Source organism: Aquicoccus sp. SU-CL01552, from assembly GCF_040365005.1.
GTDB lineage: Bacteria > Pseudomonadota > Alphaproteobacteria > Rhodobacterales > Rhodobacteraceae > Antarcticimicrobium.
In genome coordinates, this window is record NZ_BAABWV010000006.1 from 180,195 (window position 1) to 205,816 (window position 25,622).

Consider the following 25,622-nt stretch of genomic DNA (forward strand, 5'->3'; position numbering starts at 1 on the left):
CGCGCCCTTACCAGCTGCCGCTGGCACCACCGCCCGAGGACGACCCGCCGCCGAAGGAGAACCGCCCCGAGCCGGAGGAGGATTTCGAGACCTTGGGGATCACCCGCTGCTCGGTGTCGTGGTAATCGCAGTTCTTGCAATCATAGGTCAGCCGCTTGAGGCCGCTTCTGCTGGTGGTGGCGGACCGCAGGATCTTGGTCGTCGTGGCCAGCGCGCGATAGCCGCATCGCGGACAGGGGCCGTAACCCGAGAGCCAGTTTCGATAGCGCAGGATGTCCATGTGATCGCAGCTCGGGCAGGCCCAGACATCGTAATCCACCGATTTCAGGTACTCTTCCAGCGTCTGGCCGCCGTCGAGATGGGCGTCGTCGGCCTCTTCACCCAGGCGGACCATCATGGTGCCGCATTCGGGACAGGCGCGCGGACGGTTGCGCAGGTAGCGGCGCAACCAGAAGCCAGCCCCGGCCAGCGGCACCGCGACGAGGCCCCAGATCCAGCCGCCCAGCGCGCTCAGCCGCCAGAAGATCCAGCTCCAGCCCTGTCGGAACGTGCCGGCGTCATAGGCGCCGGGATAGCGACCGGTCAGCTCGTGGATCGTCTCGCGCACCCCGGTCTCGATCCCCGCCTGATAGGCATCGGAACGGAAATCGGGCAGAAAGCCCTCGTCGATCACCCGCTTCATCCGCGCGTCCCAGGACGGGTCATAGCCGGCGCCGATCTCGATCCGCATCTCGCGGTCCAGCAGCGAGACCAGCACCAGAACCCCATCGTTGCGCGTCGCATTGCCGATGCCCCAGGCGTTGAACAGCGCGGTGGCAAAGGGTTCGATCGGGCCATAGTGGGAATAGGTGCCGAGGCTGGGGATGGTCAGCACCGTCATCTCGATACCGGTGTGATCGTAAAGCTCGATCAGGTCGTCGCGGATCCGCGCCTCGGCCCCCGCCTCCAGCAGGTCGGCGTAATCGTTGACATAGACGTCGCGGTACCCCGGCAGGCTGCCGCCGGCGGGGTTGGGCAGCGTCTCGGTCGGCGGCGCGGCAAATCCCGCCGGTGCCTGCGCCGGGGCGCCGGGCAGATCGCCCTTGCGCGCCACCAGCAGCCCCGCGCCATAGCCCAGCGCCAGCCCGAGGGCGATGACCACGAGGGCGATCAAACCGGCGATCTTCAGGTCATGTCGTGTCATCGGGTTGCTCTGCCTGCCCAGGAACGCGCGCCCAGCCTAGCAGGCCACGGCGCTCAATCCACGGGGGAAAACCCCCGGCGCCGGATCACAGCGGCCAGATCAGCGGAATGAGCGCCGAAGCCAGTATCCCCACCGTCAGGTTCAGCGGGACGCCGACGCGCAGGAAATCGGCGAACTTGTAACCGCCCGGACCGTAGACCAGCATGTTGGTCTGGTAGCCGATCGGTGTGGCAAAGCTGGCCGAGGCGGCGATCATCACCGCCACCACCAGCGGGCGCGGGTCCAGCCCCATCGCCTGCGCGAGGCCGATGGCGATGGGGGTGACCACCACTGCCACCGCGTTGTTGGACACCAGTTCGGTCAGCACCGAAGTCAGCAGGTAGACCGCCCAGATCACCAGGAACGGCGGCATCATGCCCAGGTAAGGCGCGACCGCGTTGACGATGAGCCGCACCGCGCCCGAGTTTTCCAGCGCCGCGCCGATCGCCAGCATGGCAAAGATCAGCGCCAGCAGCCGCCCGTCGACAAAGGAAAACGCCTCGTCCGCGTCGATGCAGCGCGTCAGCAGCACAATGGCCACCGCCAGCACCGACAGTAGCAGGATCGGCGCCACGCCGAAGGCGGCCAGCCCCACGATCCCGATCAGCGCTGCGATGGCGATGGGCGCATGGCCCCGCCGGAACGCCCGCGCCGAGGGATGCGAGACGTCGACCATCTCCATATCCGCCGAGAGCCTCTGGATATCCGCCGGTGCGCCCTCGAGCAGCAGGGTATCACCGACCCGCACCACCAGGTCGTCGAGTTGCCGGCCGATGTTCTGGTTGCGCCGGTGCACCGCCAGCACGTAGACGCCGTAGCGCCGCCGCAGGCGCATCGCGCCCAGGCTGCGCCCGACCATCTTGCAGCCGGGCGAGATCAGCGCCTCGACCGTGGTGGTCTCGACCGCCGAGATCTGGTCGACGCGCCGGAGTTCCTTGTTGTTCTGCAGGCTCAGAAGTTCGGTCATCTTGGTCCGCAGCACCACCCGGTCCCCGACCTGCAGCGTCACCCCCTCGAGCTTGCGCCGCAGCGACTGGTCGCCGCGCACCACGTCGATCAGCCGCACGCCCTCGCGCTTGAACAGCTGAACCCCCAGCACCTCGCGGCCGATCAGGTTGCTCTCGGGGGGGATCACCGCCTCGGTAAAGAACTTCATCCGCGACTTGTCGCTGAGCAGGTTCGCCATGCTGTCGCGATCCGGCAGAAGGCGCGGCGCGATGAAGCGGATGTAGATCATCCCGTAGGCCACCAGCGCCAGCCCCAGCGGCGTCACCTCGAAGATCGAGAACGCCGGCAGCCCGTGGCTGCGCGCCACGCCGTCGACCAACAGGTTGGTCGAGGTGCCGATCAGCGTCAGCGTGCCGCCCAGGATCGCGGCATAGCTGAGCGGGATCAAAAGCTTGCTGGCAGAGACGTCAAGTGTGCGGGCAATCTGGATGAACACCGGGATCATCACCACCACCACCGGCGTGTTCGACACCACCGCCGAGGCGACCAGGACGAACCCCATCAGCAGGGCGATGGCAAAACGCGGCCGGGTGGCGGCCTGGCTCTGGGCCACGCTGGTAAAGGCATCCAGCGCCCCTGTCCGCACCAGCGCGCCCATGATGATGAACATCGCCGCGATGGTCCAGGGTGCCGGGTTGGCAAGCACCGGCAACGCCGCCTCGTAGGGCAGGACGCCGGTGACCAGCATCACCGCCACCCCGCCGATGGCGACGACCTCGGTCGGAAAGACCTCGCGCAGGAACATGATGAACATGCCGGCCACGATCAGCAGGGTCAGGATCGCGCTTCCGGTTTCGGATAGGGCTAAGAGCTGCATGTCAGGTGATTTCGACGCCTCTACCAAAGCGGCCCCCGCGGGCCGGCGGCCAGTTTCGCCGATCGGCCCGGGCGGGGCAAGCGGTACATGGGGTCGCAGGGAAAGACATGTTCAGCGCCGCCGGAGATCGCCCGGTATCACGGCGCCGCCTGCTCAAGACGACCGCCGACGCGCACCATGCGGAAATCCTTGGCCTTGCCGGTGCGGTCGTCGGTCTCGACGAAGATGCCGGACAGGGTGGCCGGCCCCCTTGCGGGCGAAAACCGCTCCTTGCCCATGCCGGTGACAAAGCGGCGCATCGGCTCGGCCTTGTCCATGCCGATGACCGAATTGTAATCGCCGCACATGCCGGCATCGGTCTGATAGGCGGTGCCGCCGGTCAGGATCTGGGCATCGGCGGTGGGAACATGGGTGTGGGTGCCCACGACAAGGCTGGCACGACCGTCGCAGAAATGTCCCATCGCCATCTTTTCCGAGGTCGCCTCGCAGTGGATGTCGACGATCACCGCCTGTGCCAGCCCGCCCAGCGGATGGCTGCGGAGCACCTGATCGATGGCCGAGAACGGATCGTCGAAGGCCCGCTTCATGAACACCTGCCCCAGTACCTGCGCGACCAGCACCTTGCGCCCGCCGGGAGCCGAGAACAGGCGAAAGCCCTTGCCCGGTGCGGATTTGGCAAAGTTGATCGGACGGATGATACGCGGCTCGCGCTCGATATACTGCATCATGTCCTTCTGGTCGAAGGCATGGTCGCCCAGCGTGAGGCAGTCGGCGCCGGCATCGAGCAGGAGCTTGGCGTGCTCACCGCTCAACCCCATGCCGTTGGAGGAATTCTCGCCGTTGACCACGACGAAATCCAGACGCCACTCTTCGCGCAGGCGCGGGAGGGTCTCGGAAATCGCCGCGCGGCCCGCGCGGCCCATCACGTCACCAAGGTACAGAAGTCTCATGCCCGCTTGGTAGGGCGTGGCGCGACCAAGGGCAAGGGGCGCGCCACGCAGGTCAAGCGATTTGCACCCGCCCGATACGGGCGGGCGCAAGCGGCCTTACTTGGGCAGGATCACCTGGTCGATCACGTGGATCACCCCGTTCGAGGCCATCACGTCGGCGCTGATCACCTTGGCGCCGTTCACCGTGACGCCGCCTTCGGTCATGATGGTCAGGTCACCGCCCTGCACGGTCGGGGCCATCATGTTGTCGGACAGATCCGTGCTCATCACCTTGCCCGGCACAACGTGGTAGGTGAGGATCGCGGTCAGCTGATCCTTGTTCTCGGGCTTGAGCAGGGTTTCGACGGTGCCCTCGGGCAGCGCGGCAAAGGCCTCGTCGGTGGGGGCAAAGACCGTGAAGGGCCCCTCGCCCTTGAGGGTCTCGACCAGCCCGGCGGCCTGAACGGCCGCGACCAGTGTGGTGAAGCTGCCGGCGCTCACGGCGGTGTCGACGATATCCTTGGAATGGCCCCCGGCAAAGGCGGCGGTGCCCGCGGTCATGGCGGCGGCGGTGGCGATGGACATGAAGGTGCGACGAAGCATTGTACGGTCTCCCATTGATTTTGTACGAATGCCGAAGTGACATTCCCCCCTGCTACGCCCCTGCCCCGCGGTTGGATCTGACGAAAAAACACCCCGCGCGCCCTTGACCCGCCGCGCCGCGCGCTAAGCCGGGACACCGCGAATAGTCACGACACGATCATGTGACCCCGCGTGAGGAAAACGCCGCCTATCCGCGTGGAATCGTGAGCACCCGGGTCTCGGTGACGATCATGTCGAGCGGCTGGTCGGTCGGCTCCAGCGGCAGGTCTTGGGCCTGTTGCGCGTCATAGGCAAAGCCGATCGCCAGCGTGGCGCGGCGCGCGCGCAGCCGTTCCAGCGTGCGGTCGTAAAACCCGCCGCCATAGCCCAGCCGATTGCCGGCAATATCGAAGGCGACCAGCGGCACGATCAGGATCTCGGGTTCGAAAAACGCTTCGACCGCCGGGATGCGGGCACCGAACGGGCCATCGACCAGCGCGCAATCGGGGGTCCAGCGGCTGAAGCGCAGAGGCTGCCCCTCGCCCGCGATCACCGGCACGCCCACCACCCCGTGCGCGGCGGCCTCGGCCATCGCCGGGCGCGGGTCGATCTCGGTGCGGATCGGCATGTAGCCGGCCAGCGGCACCGCGCGATAGCCCGCCAGAACCGCGCTGAGCTGCGCCGCAGCACCCGGCCCCGCCGCCGCATGCGCCGCCTTGCGCCGGGCAAAGGCGGATTTGCGCGCCGCCGCCTTGGCTGCGGCCAGGTCGCTCACAGCAGCACCAGCGAGGCAAGCCCGAGGAAGGCGAAGAAGCCCACGACATCGGTCACCGTTGTCACGAAGGTGCCCGAGGCCAGCGCCGGGTCGACGCCGAACCGCTCCAGCGCGATCGGGACCACCGTGCCGGCGACCCCGGCCACCACCATGTTGATCACCATTGCCGCCGCGATCACGTAGCCAAGGTCGAGCGTGCCGAACCAGACCAGGCTGACCCCGCCCATCACCACGGCAAAGACCAGGCCGTTGATCAGCCCGACCAGCAATTCGCGCCGGACCACCCGCCAGACGTTGGCGCGGGTCAGGTCGCGGGTGGCCAGCGCCCGCACCGCCACGGTCAGCGACTGGGTGCCCGCGTTGCCCCCCATCGAGGCGACGATCGGCATCAGCACCGCCAGCGCCACCAGCACCGCGATGGTCGCCTCGAACTGGGCGATCACCAGCGACGCGAGGATGGCGGTCAGCAGGTTCACCGCCAGCCAGGGCAGGCGTTGCCGCGCGGTGGCCGCCACCGTGTCGGACAGCGAGCTTTCCTCGCCGACCCCGGCGAGGCGCAGGATGTCCTCTTCGTGCTCCTCGTCCAGCACGGTCATGGCATCGTCGATGGTGATCATCCCCACCAGCCGCCCCTCGGGGTCGACCACCGGGGCGGAAATCAGGTGATACTGGTTGAAGGCATAGGCGACGTCCTCCTCGTCCTGGTCGACGGGAATGACCTGGAACACCTCCTCGGTGATCTCCTGCAACGCCACCTCGCGACGCGAGCGCATCAGCTTGCCCAGCGTCACGTTGGCGGTGGGGTGCATGCGCGGATCAACCAGGACGACGTGATAGAACTGTTCCGGCAGATCCTCGGAATCACGCAGGAAATCGATCGCCTGGCCGACGTTCCAGTGATCGGGCGCGAACACCACCTCGCGCTGCATCAGGCGGCCGGCGGAATTTTCGGGATAGGCCAGTGCCTGTTGCACCGCGACCCGGTCGGCGGCCTCGAGCGCGCCCAGGATCGTCGCCTTCTGCGGCTCTTCCAGGTCCTCGACCAGGTCGACCACGTCATCGCTTTCCAGCTCACGCACGGCCTCGGCCAGGACGTTCGGGTGCAGCATGCCGATGACGTCCTCGCGAACGCTCTCGTCAAGCTCAGACAGGATGTCGCCGTCGAACGCGCGCCCGTAGAGCCGGATCAGCCGACCCCGGTCATAGGCGTTGATCTGCTCCAGGAGGTCGGCGATGTCGGCCGCGTGCAGCGGCTCCATCAGTTCGATCAGCCGGTCACGATCCCTGGCATCGACCGCGTAGAGAATCGCGGCCACCGCCCGGCGGTCCAGCTCATAGGCAGAGTCATGGCCGCCCTCGTCGGGCAGCTGGTCGTCTTCGCGCTGATCGTCGCCTGTATCCATGGCCCGCCCAATACCCCGAAATGTGCGCAAAATAGAAGAAGGTTCTACGCGAAAACAATGACAATGGCGGAATTTACCAGTTCCTGCGTGCACTCTAGTCTGGCGGCGACATAATGGACCGAAAAGCGGATTTCCGATGAGCGCAGTGACGATTCTGACCGGGCGGGTGCTGTCCTTTGCGACCACGCCCTTTGACGGGGCGCCGGGCGCGGCGGCCCGGCTCGACGAGGCGGTGGCGTTGCAGGACGGGCGCATCCTGGCGCGCGGCACGGCGGAAGAGCTGCGCGCGGCCCATCCGCAGGCGGTGCGACACGCGTACGGCGACAAGGTGATCTGCGCCGGTTTCGTCGACCCGCATGTGCACTACCCCCAGACCGCGATGATCGCGAGCTGGGGCAAGCGGCTGATCGACTGGCTCAACAGCTATACCTTCCCCGAAGAGATGAAATTCTCCGACCCCGCCTATGCCGCCGAGATTGCCGCGCGCTATCTCGACCTGACGGCGGCGGAGGGGACGACGACCATGTGTTCCTTCTGCACCATCCATCCGGGCAGCGTCGACGCCCTGTTCACCGAGGCGCAAAGGCGCGGTCAACGGGTGGTGGCGGGCAAGACCTGCATGGATCGCAACGCGCCCGAGGGGCTCCGCGACAGCGCGCAATCTGCCTATGACGACAGCAAGGCGCTGCTGGAACGCTGGCACGGGGTGGACCGCATTGCCTATGCCATCACGCCGCGGTTCTCGCCGACCTCGACGCCGGAGCAGCTGGAGGCCCTCGGCGCGCTCTGGGCCGAGCATCCCGGCTGCCTGATGCAAACCCACCTGAGCGAGCAGACCGACGAGATCGCCTGGGTCAAGGGACTGTTCCCCCAGGCGCGCGATTACCTCGACACCTATGAGCAGTTCGGGCTGCTGGGGGCCAACGGTCTCTATGGCCACGCCATCCACCTCGAACCACGCGAACGGGATCGCTTGCGCGAGGTGGGCGCGGCGCTGGTGCATTGCCCGACCTCGAACACCTTCATCGGGTCGGGCCTGTTCGACATGGCCGGGCTGATGGCCGGTGGGCATCGCATCGGACTGGCCACCGATACCGGCGGCGGCTCGTCGTTCTCGATGCTGCGGACCATGGCGGCGGCCTATGAGATCGGCCAGTTGCGTGGCACGCCGCTGCACCCGGCGCAGCTGATGTGGCTGGCGACCGTCGGCTCGGCGCAGGCGCTGCGGATGGACGACCGGATCGGCAATATCGCCCCGGGTATGGAGGCCGACCTGGTGGTGCTCGACCTCGCCTCGACCGCCGCCATCGCCCAGCGAGAGGCCGAGGCTGATGACCTGTGGGAGGCGCTGTTCCCGACCATCATGATGGGCGACGACCGCGCGGTGGCCGAGGTCTGGATCGGCGGGCGCCGCGTGAAGGGCGGCTGACCGGCCTGTGAACGCCCCCCCCGGGGGGAGGGGCGTGCCTCCGGCGGGGATATTTCCGGAGAAAGGAAAAGGGGGGGCACAAGGCCCCCGCCCCGAAAAAGAGGTCAACCTCTTCCTCTCACACGGCCATCGGCGTCCCCGCCTGTACCGCGGGACAACCGTGCCGATGCTGGGTTACGATTTCCTTGCTTCCGTTCTCTTCAAATACCCCGCCGGAGGCTTCGGGGCAGAGGGTCACGCGGCGCTCAACTCGTCGAAACATTCCAGCGCCTTGGCGGCGTACATCATCGACGGACCGCCGCCCATCTGGATGCACATGCCCAGCACGTCGGCAACCTCTTCGCGGCTGGCGCCGGCCTTGATCAACGACTCGACATGCAGCCCGATGCAGGATTCGCAGCGATCCGCCACGGCGATGCCGAGAGCCACGAACTCCTTGGTCTTGAAGTCGAGGACGCCGCCCTCCTTCACCGCCTTGCTCAGCCCGCCAAAGCCGCGCGTGGCCTCGGGGTTGGCGCGGTTCAGGTTGCGCAGCCCGTCGCGGATCTTGGGCAGTTTCTCTTTCCAGCTCATTTTCATGCCTTTCATGGTCCGGTTTCGCGGCCAGTGACCACGCGCCGGACCGAGCGGCATTGATCTTGATCAGAAAGAGGGTTTTTCCGCGATCAGGGCAAGGTTGTTCGCCGGCATTTCGACCACCTCGGCCAGGTCCAGCCCGGCGGATTGCAACAGGTCGATCACGTCGAAATCATCCTTGTAGCCGATGCGCGAATCCTGCGCCGTGAGACTGGCGTGAAAGGCTTCGTCGCCGGCACTGGTCAATTCGCCGGCGCGCATGAAGGGACCATAGATCACGAACCGGCCACCGGGGGACAGCGCATGCGCCGCCTCGGCGATCAGCACCTCGACCCAGTCCATCGGGACAAGGTGCAAAAGGTTGATCACCAGGATCAGCGACTGGCCCTGCATCCGCGCACCCCAGCCGGGTGTGCAGGCGTCCAGTTCCAGCGCCGGCGCGATATTGGCGCAGCCGCTTTCGGCGGCGTGGGCGATGATGCTGGCGCGCCGCGCCGCGTCCGGTTCCGTCGGCTGCCACTGCAGGTCGGGGAACCGCGCCGCAAAGGCCACCACGTGCTGGCCGGTGCCGCTGGCGATCTCCAGCGCACGCCCGGTGCGGGGCGCCACATGCTCCAGCAGATCGCAAAGCGGCGCCAGGTTGCGTGCCGCCGAGGGCGCGATCAGCTTGTCGCCCTCGCCCTTGTTGGCAACGCTGGCGGTATCGGGCAAGTTCAGATGTCCGGTCATGGCGGCCCCCTCTTCCCCCTTCGGTCACGAGGGGGATCACAGGCTTGATAGTCGCCGGGGCCGGGTTCGGCAAGCGTGCCGGGCGCAGCCCGGGAAAGGCGGCCCGGGAAAAGCCGGGCCTCCGATCCGCTATGCCGGCCAAGTGCCGAAAGGTTGCTTTTCAAGCTCCATCGCACCGTCCGGTCCGCGATAGATATTGATCCAGGCGCGCCAGTTCTCGTCGTCGACCTCGGGGTAATCCAGCCGGAAGTGGCTGCCCCGGCTTTCGGTCCGCATCAGCGAGGCGCGCAGTTTCATCTCGGCCGAGAGGATCATGTTCCGGGTCTCGAAGGCCAGGCGCAATTCATGCATGTTCGCCGCCCGCAGCATCGGCGCGTGATGGTCGCGCAGCTCCTCGACATAGGCCAGCGCTGCCTGCATCATCGGAGCCTTCTTGATGTAGAGCACGAAGTTCGGGATCATGATCCCCTGCAGCGTCTGCGTCACCCAGGCCGGACCATAGCCCGCCTCGCGGCGCAGCGGTGCAAGGATCTCGTCCTTGATCTGCTCCAGCCGCGCGTCGGTGATCATCGGCGCCTCGACGCCATCGGCATAGCCTGCCGCCGCCTCGCCGGCGATGGCACCCTGCACCGCCGAGCCGGCCAGCGACGAGCCGATCTGGGTATAGATCCCGCCGGCCATGTGGCTGCCCAGCGCATCGCCCGCAGCATAAAGCCCCGGGACGTTCGAGGCGCAGCGGTCGTCATGGGGCACCAGCCCCTCGGACTTGTGGATCGCCATGCCCGCCGAAGCCCCGCCGACATTCGCGCCGGCGCCAAAGCCCGGCGGCGGACCGCCCGGCGCGCCGCCCTTGCCCGAGGGGGGCGGCCCCTCGCCGCCGGGAGGGGGGAAGCTGCGCTGGAACTCTTCCGGCACGAAGGGGCCGCCGGCGATCTCATCCTCGGGCTGTTTCGCCCCCGGCCCACCCTCCACCGGGTTGCCCAGCTTGTAGGCGCGGTAGTTCATGTCGACGCCAAGGTCGTGATGCACCTCGACCCCGTTGGTGCTCGGCGTCCGCTCGAACATGTCGCCCCAACCGTCGAAACAGGCGGCCGGGTTCTCGGCGCGGGTGCTGTGGCCGTCGTTCCATTCCTTGCCGGTCACCTTGGCGCCGATCTCATAGGCCATCACCGTGCCGTCATGGGTCAGGTCGCAGACCGGGAAACCGCTGGGTTTGAACCCGCCTGCCCCGGTGCACAGGATCACCGATTTCGCCCGGATCGTCACGACCTCCTCGGCGTCGAGCCGAAAGCCCGCCGCGCCGGCGATCCGGCCACCTTCCTTGATCAGATGGGTCACCACCACCCGCTCCAACAGCGGGATGTCCCGCTCCTCGATGGGTTTCATGAAGGGACGGTTGGCCAGGGTCTGGTCGAAAAAGCCCCAGTCGCGCAGTTCGCGCGCGCGGTCCAGCGAATGCTCGGCCAACTGGCGGGTATAGACCGCGTTGTTGGTGCCCAGCGCCGAGCGCGAAACCGTATCGACGAAATCGTCGATGGTGCCGCTCTCGGTCTCGGGATCGAACACGAAGAACCCCTTGCCAAAGGGCGTCAGCCCGGAGGAGCCAAGCCGCCCCTTGGACACGATCATGGTGCGTGCACCGGCGTCATGCGCCTTGACCGCCGCGAACAGCCCGGCCATGCCGCCGCCGATCACGAGGACATCGGTGGAATGGTCGGTATTGGAAATGGTCTCGACGTCGATCTCGACCTTGTTGTCGGCCCAGGCGGCCATCCCGAGCGAGGCGACCCCCGCCGTCGCGCCCGACAGCGCCAGGAATTCACGGCGGGTTCGCCCGTTGGTGTCATGCGGTGCGGTCATGTCTGCGCTCCTTTGGAAACCGGGGTGGAACGGGGCGTTTTCGGCATCGCCGCCAGGTACATCCGGGCCAGCATCCCGAAACCGACCAGCGCCAGCGTGACGAACAGGGCCGACATCGCCACGTCGGTGTGACGCCCCAGTTCGATCGAATGCCAGAGGGCCAGCACGGTGAACACCACGGCCAGCCCGCCATGGAAATACCGCCAGCCGCGATACCGGTTGGCGAACCGCGGGATCAGGCGCTTGCGGAAATAGGCGGTCCCCCCCAGCACCAGCATCAAGACCCAGGCGACCAGGCCCAGAACGATGCCGAGGCTGTCGAAATCGGTGATCATGGTGACGAAGGCATCCCAAGGCCGCACCCCGCCCTCAAGATAGCGCGGCAGCACGATCAGCGCGGGATGCAGGAAAATCGCGGTGATCGCCGAATAGGCGATGTACTTGTGGACCTTCTGGACCTGCGGCGGCTTGAACAGGGACAGCAGCGTCAGATTGCTGCGGGCCAGAAAGAACTGGCCAAGCATCAGGACGAAGGCCAGCAGCGTGAGGAGCGACAGCGCCTCTTTCAGGACCGAGCGGCGCGGGGTGTCGCCGAGGGCATAGAACAGCAGCGGAAGGCCGATGAAGACCGCCAACGTGGCAAGAAAGGTATAGGTGCGGGCAGAGAGGTTCATGGTTACCCCCAGGGAACGATGACGGGGATGGATTTTTCCGGCGCCATCTCGATGGCGTCGACCGGGCAATACATCCGGCACAGGTGGCAGATCTGGCAATCGGCCGGATAGGCGATTACAGCCTTGCCCCGCTCCATCCGGATCACGTCGCAGGGGCAGCTTTTCACGCATTCCTCGCAGCCGATGCAGCCGTTGATGCTCTTGATCGTCATGGTCTCGGTCCAATCCAATGAAAACGTGCCCCTAGACATGGGCGGGTAAAGGTTTGCATCCGCAGCTTACTTAGGATGCTAAGCATCAATGTGCAAGTTGCATCTGCACGATTTTCACGGCCGCCTTGACGGTGCCGACCGCGGCGGGGCGGACCTTTGCCGAAAACGGGCGTTGCCCGGGATCCCGGCACGGTGGTTCGGCGCAGCCAGGGCAGGAACGAAAAACACCCGGAGCGGTTACGCTCCGGGTGCTTTGACCAGTCGATGTTGCCGGGATCAGTCGACGATGGCGTTGAACGTGGCGCTGGGACGCATCACCGCAGCCTTCTTCTCGACGCTGGGCAGGTAGTAGCCGCCGATATCGGCCGGCGCGCCCTGTGCGGCGGCCAGTTCGGCCAGGATCGCCTCTTCCTTCTCGGCCAGCTCTTTCGCGATGGGGGCGAAATGCGCCGCCAGATCGGCATCGTCGGACTGTGCCGCCAGTGCCTCGGACCAGTAACGGGCGAACCAGTAGTGGCTGTCGCGGTTGTCCGGCTCACCGACCTTGCGCGAGGGCGAGCGGTTGTTGTCGAGGATTCCCTGCGTCGCCACCTCGGCCGCGTCGCCCAGAACTGCGGCCTTGGCGTTGCCCTTGGCCTCGGCGAGGAACTTGAGCGATTCGCCCAACGCGCAGAATTCACCCATCGAGTCCCAGCGCAGGTGGCTTTCCTCGATCAGCTGCTGCACGTGCTTGGGAGCCGAGCCGCCGGCGCCGGTCTCGAACATGCCGCCGCCGTTCATCAGCTTGACGATCGACAGCATCTTGGCCGAGGTACCCAGTTCGAGGATCGGGAACAGGTCGGTCAGGTAGTCGCGCAGCACGTTGCCGGTGATGGCGATGCTGTTGTTGCCCGCCGTGATGGTCTCGAGCGAGGCACGGGTCGCCTCGCGCGGGGCCATGATCGCGAACTTGTCGGCCACGCCGGCGGCCTCCAGCGCGGGACGCACGTATTTGATCAGCTCGGCGTCATGGGCGCGGTTCTCGTCCAGCCAGAAGATCGCCTGGAACCCGGTCAGGCGCTGGCGGTCGATGGCCAGCTGGATCCAGTTCTCGATCGGGGCCTTCTTGGCGGTGCAGGCGCGCCAGATGTCGCCGGCCTCGACGTCCAGCGAATGCAGCGTCTCGCCATTGGCCAGGACGATGCGGATGGTGCCATCGGCGGGCGCCTCGAAAGTGGTCGGGTGGCTGCCGTATTCCTCGGCCTTCTGGGCCATCAGGCCGACGTTCTGCACGGTACCCGCGGTGGCGGGGTTCAGAGCGCCGTTCGCCTTGAAGAACTCGACCGCCTCGTCATAGACCGGGGCATAGCAATTGTCGGGGATGACGCAGTTGCTGTCACCCTCTTTGCCGTCCGGGCCCCAGCCCTTGCCGCCGGCGCGGATCAGCGCCGGCATCGAAGCGTCGATGATCACGTCGCTGGGCACGTGCAGGTTGGTGATCCCCTTGTCCGAGTTCACCATGTACATCGCCGGGCGATCGGCGGTGCAGGCCTCGATCGCGGCCATGATCTCGGCGTTGTCCTTGACCCGCTCCAGCACGTCACCCATGCCGGAGTTCGGGTTGACGCCCAGCGCCTTCATCTCGTCGCCGAACTTGTCGAACACCGGCGCCAGCCAGGCCTTGACCGCGTGGCCGAAGATGATCGGGTCCGAGACCTTCATCATCGTCGCCTTGAGGTGCAGCGAGAACAGCGTGCCCTCGGCCTTGGTCGAGGCGATTTCCTCCGCGAGGAAGGCATCGAGCGCCTTGGCCGACATGTAGGTCGCGTCGACAACCTCGCCCTCGATCAGCGGCCAGCCGTCCTTGAGCACGGTGGTGGCGCCGTCCTTGCCGACGAACTCGATCTTGGCCGGACCGGCTTGGTCGGCGGTCAGGGTGGCGGCAACCTCGTTGGCATAGAAGTCATTGCCCGACATCGAGGAGACGCGGGTCTTGCTGTCCTTGGACCAGGCCCCCATGCGGTGCGGGTTCTTCTGGGCATAGCTCTTGACCGCGGCGGCGGCTCGACGATCAGAGTTGCCTTCGCGCAGCACCGGGTTCACCGCCGAGCCCTTGATCGCGTCATAGCGCGCGCGGATCGCCTTTTCCTCATCGGTGGCAGGGGTTTCCGGGTAATCCGGCAGGGCATAGCCCTTGTCCTGCAGTTCCTTGATCGCGGCGGTCAGCTGCGGCACCGAGGCCGAGATGTTGGGCAGCTTGATCACGTTGGCGTCCGGCGACTTCACCAGTTGGCCCAGCTCGGCCAGGTCATCGCTGTGGCGCTGCGCCTCGGTCACGGCCTCGGGAAAGGTGGCGATGATGCGCCCGGCCAGCGAGATGTCCTTGGTGCCGATGTTGATTCCCGCGGCACCGGCAAACGACCGGATGATCGGCAGCAGCGAGGCGCTGGCCAGTTCGGGCGCTTCGTCTACGACGGTATACACAATATCGGGGTTGGAGCTGTCTGCCATGGTCTTCGTACCTTTTCTGCCTGTCTGGTGGCGTGAGATCTGAATGTGGCGGGCACGCCGCAGCGCACCGAGAGGGAAATGCGGCGGGCGTCCCTTGGCGATCTGCCGTGGTGGCCCGGTTTTCCCGCCCCCTCTAGCCCACCGCGCCGGGGTAATCAATCAAGGGACCGCGCGCGATTTGCCCCAGTTGGCGCAAACATGAACCACGTGCCGCATCCGGCAGCTGCCGGCGCCACGCCGCCGCCGGCACGACTTCGGTCTTGGCGGGGGCCGGCGAACCGGGCAATAAGAGCGTCCGAATTATGCAATGGAGTCGCCCTTGGACACGGACCCGCAGACCGCCGCCCGCATCGCCCGCACCATCGCAAGCGAGATCGGCGCCCGAACCGAACAGGTCGGCGCCGCCGTCAAGTTGCTGGACGAGGGGTCGACGGTGCCCTTCGTCGCGCGCTACCGCAAGGAGGCCACCGGCGGGCTGGACGACACCCAGCTGCGTACCCTGTCGGACCGGCTGGCCTATCTGCGCGAGTTGGAGGCACGGCGGCAAACGATCCTGGGCTCGATCAAGGACCAGGGCAAGCTGACCGGGGAGCTGGCCAAGTCCATTGCCGGGGCCGAGACCAAGGCGCAGCTCGAGGACATCTACCTGCCCTACAAGCCCAAGCGCCGCACCAAGGCGATGATCGCGCGCGAGAACGGGCTGGAACCGCTGGCAGATGCGATCCGGGCCGACCGCGCCGCAGATCCCGAAAAGCTGGCCGAAGGGTTCCTCACCGAGGCGGTGCCGACAGTCAAGGACGCGCTGAACGGCGCCCGCGACATCATCGCCGAGGGGCTGGCGGAGAACGCCGCGCTGCTGGGCGATCTGCGCGCCTTCATGCAGGCCGAGGCCCGGCTGACCTCCAAGGCAATCGAGGGGCAGGAGCAGGCGGGCGCCAAGTTCAGCGATTATTTCGACCACGTGGAGCCGTGGTCCAAGGTGCCCTCGCACCGGGCGCTGGCGATGCTGCGGGCGCAGAAAGAAGGGGTCGTGACACTCGACATCGCGCCCGAGCCCGAAGAGGGCGCGGCGCGGGCCGAGGCGCTGGTCGCCTCCTACCTCGAAACCCGCACCGATCAGCCCGGCGACAAATGGCTGCGCAAGATCGCCGGCTGGACCTGGCGGGTGAAACTGAGCCTGACAATGATGGTCGAACTGATGGGCGACCTGCGGGCACGGGCACAGGACGAGGCGATCGCCGTCTTTGCCCGCAACCTCAAGGACCTGCTGTTCGCGGCGCCGGCCGGCGCGCGCCCCACGCTGGGGCTCGATCCGGGCATCCGCACCGGCGTCAAGGCGGCGGTGGTCGATGCCACCGGCAAGCTGGTGGCGACCGAAACGCTGTACCCGTTCCAGCCCAAGAACGATCTGCGCGGCGCGCAGGCGGCGATCATGGGGATGATCGCCAGGCACGGAGTGGAGCTGATCGCCATCGGCAACGGCACCGCCAGCCGCGAGACCGAGCGGCTGGTGGCCGATACGCTGGCGATGCTGCCCTCGGGCGTGCAGAAACCCACCAAGGTGGTGGTGAGCGAGGCCGGCGCCTCGGTCTATTCCGCCTCGGAACTGGCGGCGCGCGAGTTTCCCGATCTCGACGTCAGCCTGCGCGGCGCGGTCTCCATCGCGCGGCGGTTGCAGGACCCGCTGGCCGAACTGGTCAAGATCGAACCCAAGAGCATCGGCGTCGGCCAGTACCAGCATGACGTCGATCAGCACAAGCTGGGCAAATCGCTCGAGGCGGTGATCGAGGACGTGGTCAACGCCGTGGGGGTCGACCTGAACACCGCCTCGGCGCCGCTGCTGTCGCATGTCTCGGGCCTCGGGCCGGGGCTGGCCGAATCCGTGGTGACACACCGCGACCTGAACGGCGCGTTCAAGTCCCGCAAGGAGCTGTTGAAGGTCGCCCGCCTCGGGCCACGCGCCTTCGAGCAATGCGCCGGCTTCCTGCGCATCCGCGACGGCGAAGAACCGCTGGACGCCTCCGCCGTGCACCCCGAGGCCTATGCGGTGGCGCGCCGCATCGTCTCGGCCTGCGGCCGCGACATCCGCCAGATCATGGGGCACGAGGGCGCACTCAAGGGGGTCCGCGCCGAGCAGTTCGTCGACGACACATTCGGCCTGCCCACGGTGCGCGACATCCTGAGCGAGCTGGAAAAGCCCGGCCGCGATCCGCGCCCCAGCTTCAAGACCGCGACATTTGCCGACGGGGTCGAGGAGATCACCGACCTGAAACCGGGCATGGTGCTGGAAGGGACCGTGACCAACGTCGCCGCCTTCGGCGCCTTCGTCGATATCGGCGTGCACCAGGACGGGCTGGTCCATGTCAGCCAGCTGGCCGACCGGTTCGTCAAGGATCCGCACGAGGTGGTCAAGGCGGGCCAGGTGGTCAAGGTGACGGTGGTCGAGGTCGATGTGCCGCGCAAGCGGATCGGGTTGACCATGCGCAAGGATGGCGGCGCCAGCGCCAAGTCCGACCGCAACGCGCGCGGCCAGGACAATTCCCCCCGTGGCGGCGCAAAGGTCAAGCCGCGCGGGCCGATGTCGGCCAGTCCGAAAGGGGGCGGCAAGGCAGGCTCAAGCGGCGGGCAGACCGGGGCACTGGGGGCCGCGTTGCAGGACGCGATGCGGCGCAAGTAAGCCGCGCTCAGAGCCGGCGCAGCAGGGCGAGGTCGACCTGCTGCGCCTTACCCGTCATGGGGCGCGCCCACGCCGGCGCTCAGGTCGTCGAGGATCGGGCAGTCGGGCCGGTCATCCCCGGCACAGCAGGACACCAGATGCGCCAGCGTCGCGCGCATTGACTGAAGCTGCGCGATCTTGTCGTCGATCCGGGCCAGGTGGTCTTCGGCGATCTGCTTGACCTGGGCGCTTTCGCGGCCGTCGTCCTGGTACAACGCCAGCAACGCGCGGCATTCCTCGATGGTAAACCCTAGCGCCCGGGCGCGGCCGAGAAAGGCCAGCCGGTGCAGATCGCTCTCGCGAAAGCTGCGATAGCCGTTGGGGCTGCGCGCCGGTCGGATCAACCCGATCTCCTCGTAGTACCGGATCGTCTTGGCCGGCAGCCCCGAGCGGCGGGATACGTCGCCGATGTTCATGGTGATCCCCTTTCCTATTCCGCCGGTACCGTCCGCGGCGCCACCGCCGCGGCACTGTTCAGCGACGCCTCGTCCATCGCCGGGCGCACCCGGCGCAATCGCAGTGCGTTCGACAGCACGAAGACCGAGGACAGCGCCATCGCCCCCGCCGCCAGCACCGGCGACAGCAGAACGCCGAAGGCCGGGTACAGGATGCCGGCGGCCACCGGGATCAGCGCGGTATTATAGCCGAAGGCCCAGAACAGGTTCTGCCGGATGTTGCGCAGGGTCGCGCGCGAGATCTCGAGCGCGTTGACCACGCCGCGCAGATCACCCGACATCAACACCACGTCGGCGGATTCGATGGCCACATCGGTGCCGGTGCCGATGGCGATGCCCACGTCCGCATGAACCAGCGCCGGGGCATCGTTGATGCCGTCGCCGACAAAAACCAGCCCACCGCCCTCGCCCCGCAGCCGGTCCAGCGCGGCGACCTTGCCCTCGGGCAGCACACCCGCGATCACCGTGTCGATGCCGGTCTCCTGCGCGATGGCCTCAGCGGTGGCCTGCTTGTCGCCGGTGATCATCGCCACCTTGAGCCCCATCTCGTGCAGGGCGGCGATTGCGGCGGCGCTGCTCGGCTTTACCGGATCGGACACCGCGATCACCCCCGCGATCTTGCCATCGACGGCGGCGAACAGCGCGCTTTTCCCGCGCGCGGCCAGATCCGCCTCGACCTTTGCCAGCGGCCCGGTCTCGATCCCCTCGCGCGCCATCAGCCGGTCGGCGCCCACCAGCACCTCGCGCCCGGCCACGGTGGCGCGCACGCCGTAGCCGGTGATCGAGGTGAAATCCTCGGCGTCCGGCATTCCCCCCCCTTCGGCACGGGTGGCGCGCAGGATCGCCGCGGCAATCGGGTGCTCCGAGCGCGCCTCGACCGCCGCGACCAGCCCCAGCAGATCGGCACGTCTGAACCCTTCGGCCAGCACCAGATCGGTCAGCTCGGGCCGCCCCTCGGTCACGGTGCCGGTCTTGTCCAGCGCCACCACGTCGACCGACGACAGCTGTTGCAGCGCGTCGCCCTTGCGGAACAACACGCCCATCTCGGCGGCGCGGCCGGTGCCCACCATGATCGAGGTCGGCGTCGCCAGCCCCATGGCGCAGGGGCAGGCGATGATCAGCACCGAGACCCCGGCAACCAGCGCCAGTGTCAACGCCGGATCGGGACCGAAGATCAGCCAGATCAGCACCGTCAGCAGCGCCGCCGACATGACGGCGGGCACGAACCACAGGGTGATCCTGTCAACCAACCCCTGGATCGGCAGCTTGGCGCCCTGTGCCTGTTCGACCATGCGGATGATCTGGGCCAGCGTGGTATCGGCGCCAACCCGGGTGGCACGGAACCGGAAGCTGCCGGTGCCGTTCACCGTGCCGCCGGTGACCGGATCGCCCGGCTGCTTGGTCACCGGCAGCGGTTCGCCGGTGATCATGCTTTCGTCTACATGGGCGCCGCCCTCGGTCACCTCGCCGTCGGTGGCGATGCGTTCGCCGGGACGCACCAGCAGGATGTCACCGGGACGGATCGCGGCGATCTCGACCTCGACCGCCTCCCCGTCCCGGATCACCCGCGCGGTGCGGGCCTGGAGCCCCAGCAGGTTCTGGATCGCCGCGCCGGTGCGCCCCTTGGCCCGCGCCTCCAGGGTGCGGCCCAGCAGGATCAGTACCACGATCACCGCCGCCGCCTCGAAGTAGACGGCGCGCACCGCCTCGGGCAGGACGCCGGGCAGGAAAGTGGCGGTGACGGAATAGAGATAGGCCGCCGCGGTGCCCACTGCGACAAGGCTGTTCATGTCCGGCGCGCCGCGCAGCAGCGCGGGGATCCCCTTGGCATAGAACCCACGCCCCGGCCCCGCCAGCACGAGGGAGGTCAGCACGAATTGTACGATCCAGCTGGTGTTTTGCCCGATCGTGGCGGCGATCAGGTGATGGAAGGCCGGCACCATGTGACCGCCCATCTCCAGCACGAAGACCGGCAGCGCCAGCGCAGCGGCAAGGATCGCCTTGCGCGCGGTATCGCGGGCCTCGCTCTGTTTGCGGGTGGCGCGATCCTCGGTGCCGGTCTCATTGGCCAGCGTCGCCGGGTAGCCGGCCCCGGTCGCCGCCGCGATCAGCGCGTCGGGCGTCACCGCCCCCTCCAGGTAGGTCACCATCGCGGTCTCGGAGGCGAGGTTGACGTTCACCTCCAGCACGCCGGGCAGCGCCGCGAGCGTCCTGTCCACCCGCCCCACGCAGGAGGCGCAGGACATCGAGGCCACGTTCAGCGTGACGCTGGCGCGGCGGGCGGGATAACCGAGCCCGTCGAGCGTCGCGACCACCTGTTCCAGCCGGTCCGGCGCATCCAGCGAGAGCTGCGCGGTCTCGGCGGCAAGGTTCACGTTGACCTCCGACACCCCGTCCAGCGCGGCCAGCGCCCGGTCGACGCGACCAACGCAAGAGGCGCAGGACATGCCCTCGACGGCAAGCGTGATGGGACGATTCGCGGTCATGGTGACCTCCGTGGTTGCTGTCTTGCCCCGGAGATAGGGCCTCCAGTCACTGGAGGGTCAAGGGCCGGAATGCGTTTTCTTTGTCGCACCCGGCGCGCTTGACCTTCCTGCGCAGGAGCGCGGAAAGCTGCGGGGGTATCGAATCGAGAAAGGAACCAGAGCATGAAATTCAGCGTCCCGGACATGAGCTGCGGCCATTGCACGGCGGCCATCGAGGCGGCGATCAAGGCCAAGGATCCCGGCGCGACGGTGGAATGCGACCTTGCAAACAGGCATGTCGCGGTCACCGGCACGCTGTCGGGCGCGGCGATCGAAAGCACGCTGGCCGAGGTCGGCTATCCGGCAACACCTGCCGTGGCCTGACACGCAGGCCCAGCGCAGCCTCAGGAAACGGGCGCCTCGTCCTGCCCGAGCACCTGTTCGAGGAAGAGTCCGGTTTCCCGGTAGTGCGCGTCCAGCAGGTCGGCGGCCCGGTCGGCGTCGCGCGCCAGCGCGGCGTCGAGCAGCGCCTTGTGCTCGGCATCCAGGTCGCGGTCGCGCCGCAGGGTGGCCGACCGCAGGGCAAGGGTGCGATAGCGTTCGGTCTCGGTGCCCAGCGTGCCGGCGAAATCCAGCAGCCAGGCCGAGCCGCAGGCCGAGATCAGCGCGGTGTGAAACTCCCGGTGGCGCCGCTCCAAGGCGTCCAGCGCCTCGGCATCCGCGCCGTCGCTGAGGCGCTTCACGATCAGCGACAGCGCGTGGAACCGGGCGACGAGGTCGGCCTCCCAATCGTCGCCGCCGGCCTCAATCGAGCGCTGCAGTGCCGCGCACTCGATCAGGATACGGCTTTCCACCGCATCCCACATCTCGGTGACCGAGAGCGCGCGGACGCGGAACCCGCGTTGCGCGGCGGACACCACCAGCCGTTCGCCCTGCAACCGGTTCAACGCCTCGCGCAGGGGGGAAAAGCCGACACCGTAGTGCTGTTTCAACTGTTCCAGCCGCAGCGGCTGCAACGGCGGGAACCGGCCCTGCACGATGTCGGCGCGCAGCCTTTCATAGACGGTATCGGACAGGGTCATGGCGCCTCCGGCATGGGGCCCGGCGATCCCGGGTGCCCCATGTTTGGCGTCAAAATCGGCGTTTGTCCAGATTTGCGATAATATGACTTTACATCGAAACTCGACTCCCGCAGGCTTTCCGCGACCGCACGAGGGAGGCCCCGATGTCGAGACATGACCAATACCGCGAAGAGGTGGCCGGCCGGGCCAATGTCGAGGACACGCCCGAGCTGGTCGCCTATTACGGCGACCTGAAAAAGAAGGGCGCCGGCGCGCTGTGGACCGTGGCGAACAAGATCGAGCCGTGGGAACCGGTCTCGAGCTCGGTGCCGATGTTGTGGCGCTATGCTGACCTGCGGGCGGATGTCCTGCGCTCGCTCGACCTTGTGACGCCGGAAAAGGCCGGGCGTCGGGTGATCTATCTCGACAACCCGGGGCGCTCGGACGTGGCCGCCGCCGTCGGCTGGATCTATGCCGGGCTACAGGTGATGCGCCCGGGCGAACGGGCCTCGGCGCATCGCCATTCGGCCAGCGCGATCCGCTTCATCATGGAGGGCACCGGCGCCTATACGGTGGTGGACGGGCACAAGATGACGCTGGGCGCCAATGATTTCGTGCTGACCCCGAACGGCACCTGGCACGAGCACGCGGTGGCCGAGGAAGGCAGCGAATGCATCTGGCAGGACGGGCTCGACATCCCCTTCGTCAACGCGATGGAGGCGAATTTCTACGAGGTGCACCCGGACCTGCAACAGGCGGTGACCTACCCGGTCAACGACATGACCCGGACCTGGGGCAATCCCGGCCTGACCCCCGGCGGGGGCACATGGGAAAAGGGCTACAGCCCGCTGTTCAAATACGAATGGGACCGCACCCACGAGGCGCTGTTCAACCTGGCCGGGGCCAGCGACGGTTCACCCCATGACGGGGTGCTGATGGAATACGTGAACCCGGTGACCAACGGGCCGGTGATGCAGACGCTGGGCGCCAGCATGCAGATGCTGCGCCCCGGCGAGAAGACCAAGGCCCACCGCCATACCGGTAGCTACCTGTACCAGGTCTGCAAGGGGTCGGGGTACTCGGTGATCAACGGGCAGAGGTTTGACTGGTCCGAGCGCGACATCTTCTGCGTTCCCAGCTGGGCCTGGCACGAACATGCCAATGCCTCGGGCAGCGAAGAGGCCTGCCTGTTCTGTCTCAACGACCTTCCGGTGATGCGGGCTCTGGGCCTGTACCGGGAAGAAGCATTGGCCGAAAACGACGGGCATCAACCCGTGACCGCCTGAGGAGATCTATATGAAACTGGTGACTTTTCGCGCCGCGCCCGATGGTGCGGGCCGGCTGGGTGTGGTTCTGGACGACATCGTGGTGGATGTCGCGGGATTGGGGGCGGCGATCGGTCAGCCCCTGCCCGGCGCCATGCTGGAGCTGATCGACCTTGGCCGCCCCGGCCTCGACGCGCTGCGGGCGGTGATCGACGCGCAGAACGGCCTCTGGCCGATGGGCACGGCGCGGCCGCTGGCCAACGTGACCCTGCTGGCGCCGATCCCGCGCCCGCGCAAGAACATCTTTGGCATCGGGCTGAACTATGCCGAGCATGTGGAGGAATCGAGCCGCTCGCTGGATACCGCCAAGGAGATGCCGAAGGAGCCGGTGATCTTTTCCAAGCCGCCAACCGCCGTCACCGGTCCCGGCGCGCCGGTGCAGCACGACATCACCATGACCAAACAGCTGGACTGGGAGGTGGAACTGGCGGTGATCCTCGGCAGCCGCGCCACCAAGGTGAGCGAGGCAGAGGCGATGGATCATGTCTGGGGCTACTCGGTGATGATCGACGTCTCGGCCCGCGACAACCGCCGCGCCGGGCAGTGGATCTATTCCAAGGGGATGGACAGCTATGCCCCCTTCGGACCCTGCATCGTGACGGCGGACGAGATCGCGGACCCGCACGGCCTTGACCTGTGGCTGACGGTGAACGGGGTCGAAAAACAACGCTCGAACACCAGGCACATGTATTTCAAGATCCCGGCGCTGATCGCGGATCTGAGCAAGGGCATCACGCTGGAGCCGGGCGACATCATCGCCACCGGCACGCCCGAGGGCGTCGGCGCCGGGCGCGATCCGCAGGAATGGCTCTGGCCCGGGGATATCATCGAGGCGGGCGTCGAGGGGATCGGTGCGTTGCGCAATCCGGTGGTGGCTGCCGGCCCGGCCGAGACCGGCGGGCAGCGCGGCTGAGCGGCGGGCCATGTATTACGACTGCGCCGCGCACCCCGAGCAATTCGTCTACAAGCTGATGACCGCGACGGTGACGCCGCGGCCCATCGCCTGGGTCACCACGTGCTCGGAGGCCGGCGTGATCAACGCCGCGCCCTACAGTTTCTTCAACGTCATGGGGCATGAGCCGCCGACCGTGGCGCTGGGGCTGTTGCGCGACCCGGACAAGGGGCTGAAGGACACCGCCGAGAACATCATCGCCACGGGGGAGTTCGTGGTCAACCTCGTGGCGCGGCAGATGGCCGAGGCGATGAACGTCACCGCGATCAACGCCCCCCGCGACGTGAGCGAGGTGGAACTGGCCGGGCTGGCAACCGCCGCCAGCGCCAAGGTGTTCCCGCCGCGCCTGGCGCAGGCGCCGGTGTCGTTCGAATGCAGGCTGCACGCAGCGGTGATGACCGGGCCGAAACAGATGATCGCCATTGGCCGGGTGGTGGCGATCCATATCGCCGACCGCTTCCTGCTGGACCCCGAGCGGGGCCACGTGGACACGCCCGCGCTGGACCTGATCGCACGGATGCACGGCAGCGGCTGGTACAAGGCCGGAGGCGAGATGTTCCAGATGGATCGCCCGGCCTATGCGCCGCCGGGACAGGACGGATAGGGCGCCAAATCGTCGCGGCGCCCCGAGGAGTTGCGTGGCATCGTGGCGGACGGCGCCGGGCCGGACCGCAACGGTTGATGGCTTGTACACGGCTTGTGCAGCCTGTCGCCCGCCGCGCGCCGGGGGGCATTTGTCCCACCGCCCGCCGCACCAGCACTTCCCTTTCCGGGGTGGCTTTCTTACCTTGAAACGGACTACCTCACCGGCGTGAGTCGCGCCGTGCGCGTTTCGCGATTTCTCGACAAACAACCGTTCTTTCAAAGGTGCGTCGACCCAAGATGGATACCACGTTTCCCCTCGTTCCCCGCCGGGCGCTGAACCGCCTCATCGCCCGCCCTGCCGTTGCCTTCCTCTGCGCGCTTGCGCTTGCCCCTCTGGGCGCCCCCCCGGCCCAAGCAGAATCCCGTTTCGAAGCGCTTCTGGAAAAGTTCGGGAAACCCAGCCCGGACGCCGACATCTATCATTCCAACGGCAGGATCGAGGCGCAGACGGTCGACGTGGCGACGAAATATGCCGGGCGGATTTCCACCGTATCGGTGGAAGAGGGAGACCTTCTGGCCGCCGGCGCGGAGATCGCGCAAATGGACACCGCCGACGCCGCCGCCAAGCTGAACGGGGCCAAGGCCGCGGTCCTGCGGGCCCGGGCCTCCAAGGCGGTCGCCGAGGCGACCCTGATGCAGGCCAACAGCACGCTTGACGTGGCGCAGACCAATTTCGAACGGGCCACCAAGCTGCACGACAGCGGCACCACCTCGCAAAGCGTCCTCGACGATGCCACCAATGCCCTGAACAGCGCCAAGGCCGCGGTCGCGATGGCCAAGGCCCAGATCAGCGATGCCGAGGCCTCGATCGCCGCCAGCGAGGCGCAGCAGCAACAGGTTCAGCTGATGCTGGACGACCTGACGATCCAGGCCCCGATCCGGGGCCGCGTGCTGTACCGGCTGCATGAGCCGGGCGAGGTGATCGCCGCCGGATCCCCGGTCGTGACCATGCTGGACCTGACCGACGTCTACATGAACATCTATCTGCCCGCGACGGTGGTGGGGCCGCTCGCCATCGGCGACGAGGCGCGACTGGTCCTCGACCCGATCCCCGACAAGGTGGTGCCGGCGCGGATCACCTTCATCTCGCCGCAGGCCCAGTTCACGCCGAAAAGCGTCGAAACAACCGAGCAGCGCGAGGACCTGGTGTTCCGCGTCCAGTTGACGGTTCCGCGCGCGCTGCTTTCGGAGTTCGAGACCCAGATCAAGACCGGGGTGCGCGGGATCGGCTTCGTGCGGACCAATCCGACGGCGGACTGGCCCGAGCACCTTCGGACCGTCATCGCGGACTGACCTG

The 25,622-nt window shown here is 67.3% G+C and carries 22 protein-coding genes; 7 read left to right on the top strand and 15 right to left on the bottom strand.

Features of this window, described 5'->3' with window-relative positions:
• Window positions 1-7: 7 nt before the first annotated feature.
• The 6 genes from ABWV23_RS09245 to mgtE form a co-directional block, all read right to left on the bottom strand.
• Window positions 8-1,183, bottom strand: a complete 1,176-nt coding sequence (locus ABWV23_RS09245) for a TPM domain-containing protein (protein ID WP_353347158.1) — start codon at window positions 1,181-1,183, stop codon at window positions 8-10.
• An 85-nt stretch (window positions 1,184-1,268) separates the two neighbouring features.
• On the bottom strand, window positions 1,269-3,047 hold the full coding sequence (locus ABWV23_RS09250; RefSeq protein WP_353347159.1) for an SLC13 family permease: 1,779 nt from the start codon (window positions 3,045-3,047) through the stop codon (window positions 1,269-1,271).
• A 137-nt stretch (window positions 3,048-3,184) separates the two neighbouring features.
• The gene (locus tag ABWV23_RS09255) at window positions 3,185-3,997 is read right to left on the bottom strand and encodes a TIGR00282 family metallophosphoesterase (RefSeq protein WP_353347160.1); all 813 of its coding nucleotides are present in this window, start codon (window positions 3,995-3,997) and stop codon (window positions 3,185-3,187) included.
• Between the two features lie 96 nt (window positions 3,998-4,093).
• The gene (locus ABWV23_RS09260; RefSeq protein WP_353347161.1) at window positions 4,094-4,579 is read right to left on the bottom strand and encodes a fasciclin domain-containing protein; all 486 of its coding nucleotides are present in this window, start codon (window positions 4,577-4,579) and stop codon (window positions 4,094-4,096) included.
• Between the two features lie 187 nt (window positions 4,580-4,766).
• Window positions 4,767-5,333 carry a 5-formyltetrahydrofolate cyclo-ligase gene (locus tag ABWV23_RS09265; RefSeq protein WP_353347162.1) on the bottom strand — a complete coding sequence of 189 codons (567 nt, stop codon included), beginning with the start codon at window positions 5,331-5,333 and terminating at the stop codon, window positions 4,767-4,769.
• On the bottom strand, window positions 5,330-6,736 hold the full coding sequence (gene mgtE, locus ABWV23_RS09270) for a magnesium transporter (protein WP_353347163.1): 1,407 nt from the start codon (window positions 6,734-6,736) through the stop codon (window positions 5,330-5,332). Before mgtE ends, ABWV23_RS09265 begins: the two co-directional genes overlap by 4 nt.
• Before the next feature lie 136 nt (window positions 6,737-6,872).
• Between mgtE and guaD the strand changes: the two genes are divergently transcribed.
• Entirely contained in the window at window positions 6,873-8,165 is a 1,293-nt protein-coding gene (guaD, locus tag ABWV23_RS09275; RefSeq protein ID WP_353347164.1) for a guanine deaminase, read from the top strand.
• Window positions 8,166-8,399: 234 nt separating this feature from the next.
• On the opposite strand, the gene ABWV23_RS09280 is transcribed toward guaD, so the two are convergent.
• The 6 genes from ABWV23_RS09280 to ABWV23_RS09305 all read right to left on the bottom strand — a co-directional run bounded on the left by ABWV23_RS09280 (window position 8,400) and on the right by ABWV23_RS09305 (window position 14,706).
• Window positions 8,400-8,738 (bottom strand): carboxymuconolactone decarboxylase family protein, encoded by a 339-nt coding sequence (locus ABWV23_RS09280; RefSeq protein WP_353347165.1) that lies wholly within the window; start codon window positions 8,736-8,738, stop codon window positions 8,400-8,402.
• 69 nt (window positions 8,739-8,807) lie between these two features.
• Window positions 8,808-9,470, bottom strand: a complete 663-nt coding sequence (locus ABWV23_RS09285) for a DUF938 domain-containing protein (RefSeq protein WP_353347166.1) — start codon at window positions 9,468-9,470, stop codon at window positions 8,808-8,810.
• A 129-nt stretch (window positions 9,471-9,599) separates the two neighbouring features.
• On the bottom strand, window positions 9,600-11,330 hold the full coding sequence (locus ABWV23_RS09290) for an FAD-binding protein (RefSeq protein ID WP_353347167.1): 1,731 nt from the start codon (window positions 11,328-11,330) through the stop codon (window positions 9,600-9,602).
• On the bottom strand, window positions 11,327-12,004 hold the full coding sequence (locus ABWV23_RS09295; RefSeq protein WP_353347168.1) for a ferric reductase-like transmembrane domain-containing protein: 678 nt from the start codon (window positions 12,002-12,004) through the stop codon (window positions 11,327-11,329). Before ABWV23_RS09295 ends, ABWV23_RS09290 begins: the two co-directional genes overlap by 4 nt.
• Window positions 12,005-12,006: 2 nt before the next feature.
• A complete protein-coding gene (locus ABWV23_RS09300) occupies window positions 12,007-12,216 on the bottom strand; it encodes a 4Fe-4S dicluster domain-containing protein (protein WP_353347169.1) in 210 nt (69 codons plus the stop codon).
• A gap of 276 nt (window positions 12,217-12,492) precedes the next feature.
• Window positions 12,493-14,706, bottom strand: a complete 2,214-nt coding sequence (locus ABWV23_RS09305; RefSeq protein ID WP_353347170.1) for an NADP-dependent isocitrate dehydrogenase — start codon at window positions 14,704-14,706, stop codon at window positions 12,493-12,495.
• A gap of 319 nt (window positions 14,707-15,025) precedes the next feature.
• Between ABWV23_RS09305 and ABWV23_RS09310 the strand changes: the two genes are divergently transcribed.
• Window positions 15,026-17,383, top strand: coding sequence for a Tex family protein (locus ABWV23_RS09310; RefSeq protein ID WP_353347171.1), 2,358 nt, complete (start codon window positions 15,026-15,028; stop codon window positions 17,381-17,383).
• Between the two features lie 47 nt (window positions 17,384-17,430).
• Here ABWV23_RS09310 and cueR read toward each other — a convergent pair whose 3' ends face one another.
• Together cueR and ABWV23_RS09320 are read right to left on the bottom strand one after the other, a co-directional pair.
• Complete coding sequence (cueR, locus tag ABWV23_RS09315; RefSeq protein WP_353347172.1) at window positions 17,431-17,838, bottom strand: Cu(I)-responsive transcriptional regulator; 408 nt, start codon at window positions 17,836-17,838, stop codon at window positions 17,431-17,433.
• A 14-nt stretch (window positions 17,839-17,852) separates the two neighbouring features.
• Entirely contained in the window at window positions 17,853-20,363 is a 2,511-nt protein-coding gene (locus tag ABWV23_RS09320; protein WP_353347173.1) for a heavy metal translocating P-type ATPase, read from the bottom strand.
• Window positions 20,364-20,525: 162 nt separating this feature from the next.
• Here ABWV23_RS09320 and ABWV23_RS09325 point away from each other — a divergent pair, with 162 nt between their 5' ends.
• Complete coding sequence (locus tag ABWV23_RS09325) at window positions 20,526-20,726, top strand: heavy-metal-associated domain-containing protein (protein ID WP_353347174.1); 201 nt, start codon at window positions 20,526-20,528, stop codon at window positions 20,724-20,726.
• Between the two features lie 20 nt (window positions 20,727-20,746).
• On the opposite strand, the gene ABWV23_RS09330 is transcribed toward ABWV23_RS09325, so the two are convergent.
• Complete coding sequence (locus ABWV23_RS09330) at window positions 20,747-21,424, bottom strand: FCD domain-containing protein (protein WP_353347175.1); 678 nt, start codon at window positions 21,422-21,424, stop codon at window positions 20,747-20,749.
• Window positions 21,425-21,567: 143 nt separating this feature from the next.
• On the opposite strand from ABWV23_RS09330, the gene ABWV23_RS09335 reads away from it, so the two are divergent.
• The 4 genes from ABWV23_RS09335 (at window position 21,568) to ABWV23_RS09350 (ending at window position 25,618) form a co-directional block, all read left to right on the top strand.
• On the top strand, window positions 21,568-22,689 hold the full coding sequence (locus ABWV23_RS09335; RefSeq protein ID WP_353347176.1) for a cupin domain-containing protein: 1,122 nt from the start codon (window positions 21,568-21,570) through the stop codon (window positions 22,687-22,689).
• Between the two features lie 10 nt (window positions 22,690-22,699).
• Window positions 22,700-23,641 carry a fumarylacetoacetate hydrolase family protein gene (locus tag ABWV23_RS09340; RefSeq protein WP_353347177.1) on the top strand — a complete coding sequence of 314 codons (942 nt, stop codon included), beginning with the start codon at window positions 22,700-22,702 and terminating at the stop codon, window positions 23,639-23,641.
• Window positions 23,642-23,651: 10 nt separating this feature from the next.
• Complete coding sequence (locus tag ABWV23_RS09345; protein WP_353347178.1) at window positions 23,652-24,284, top strand: flavin reductase family protein; 633 nt, start codon at window positions 23,652-23,654, stop codon at window positions 24,282-24,284.
• 278 nt (window positions 24,285-24,562) lie between these two features.
• Window positions 24,563-25,618, top strand: coding sequence for an HlyD family secretion protein (locus tag ABWV23_RS09350; RefSeq protein WP_353347179.1), 1,056 nt, complete (start codon window positions 24,563-24,565; stop codon window positions 25,616-25,618).
• Window positions 25,619-25,622 lie beyond the last annotated feature (4 nt).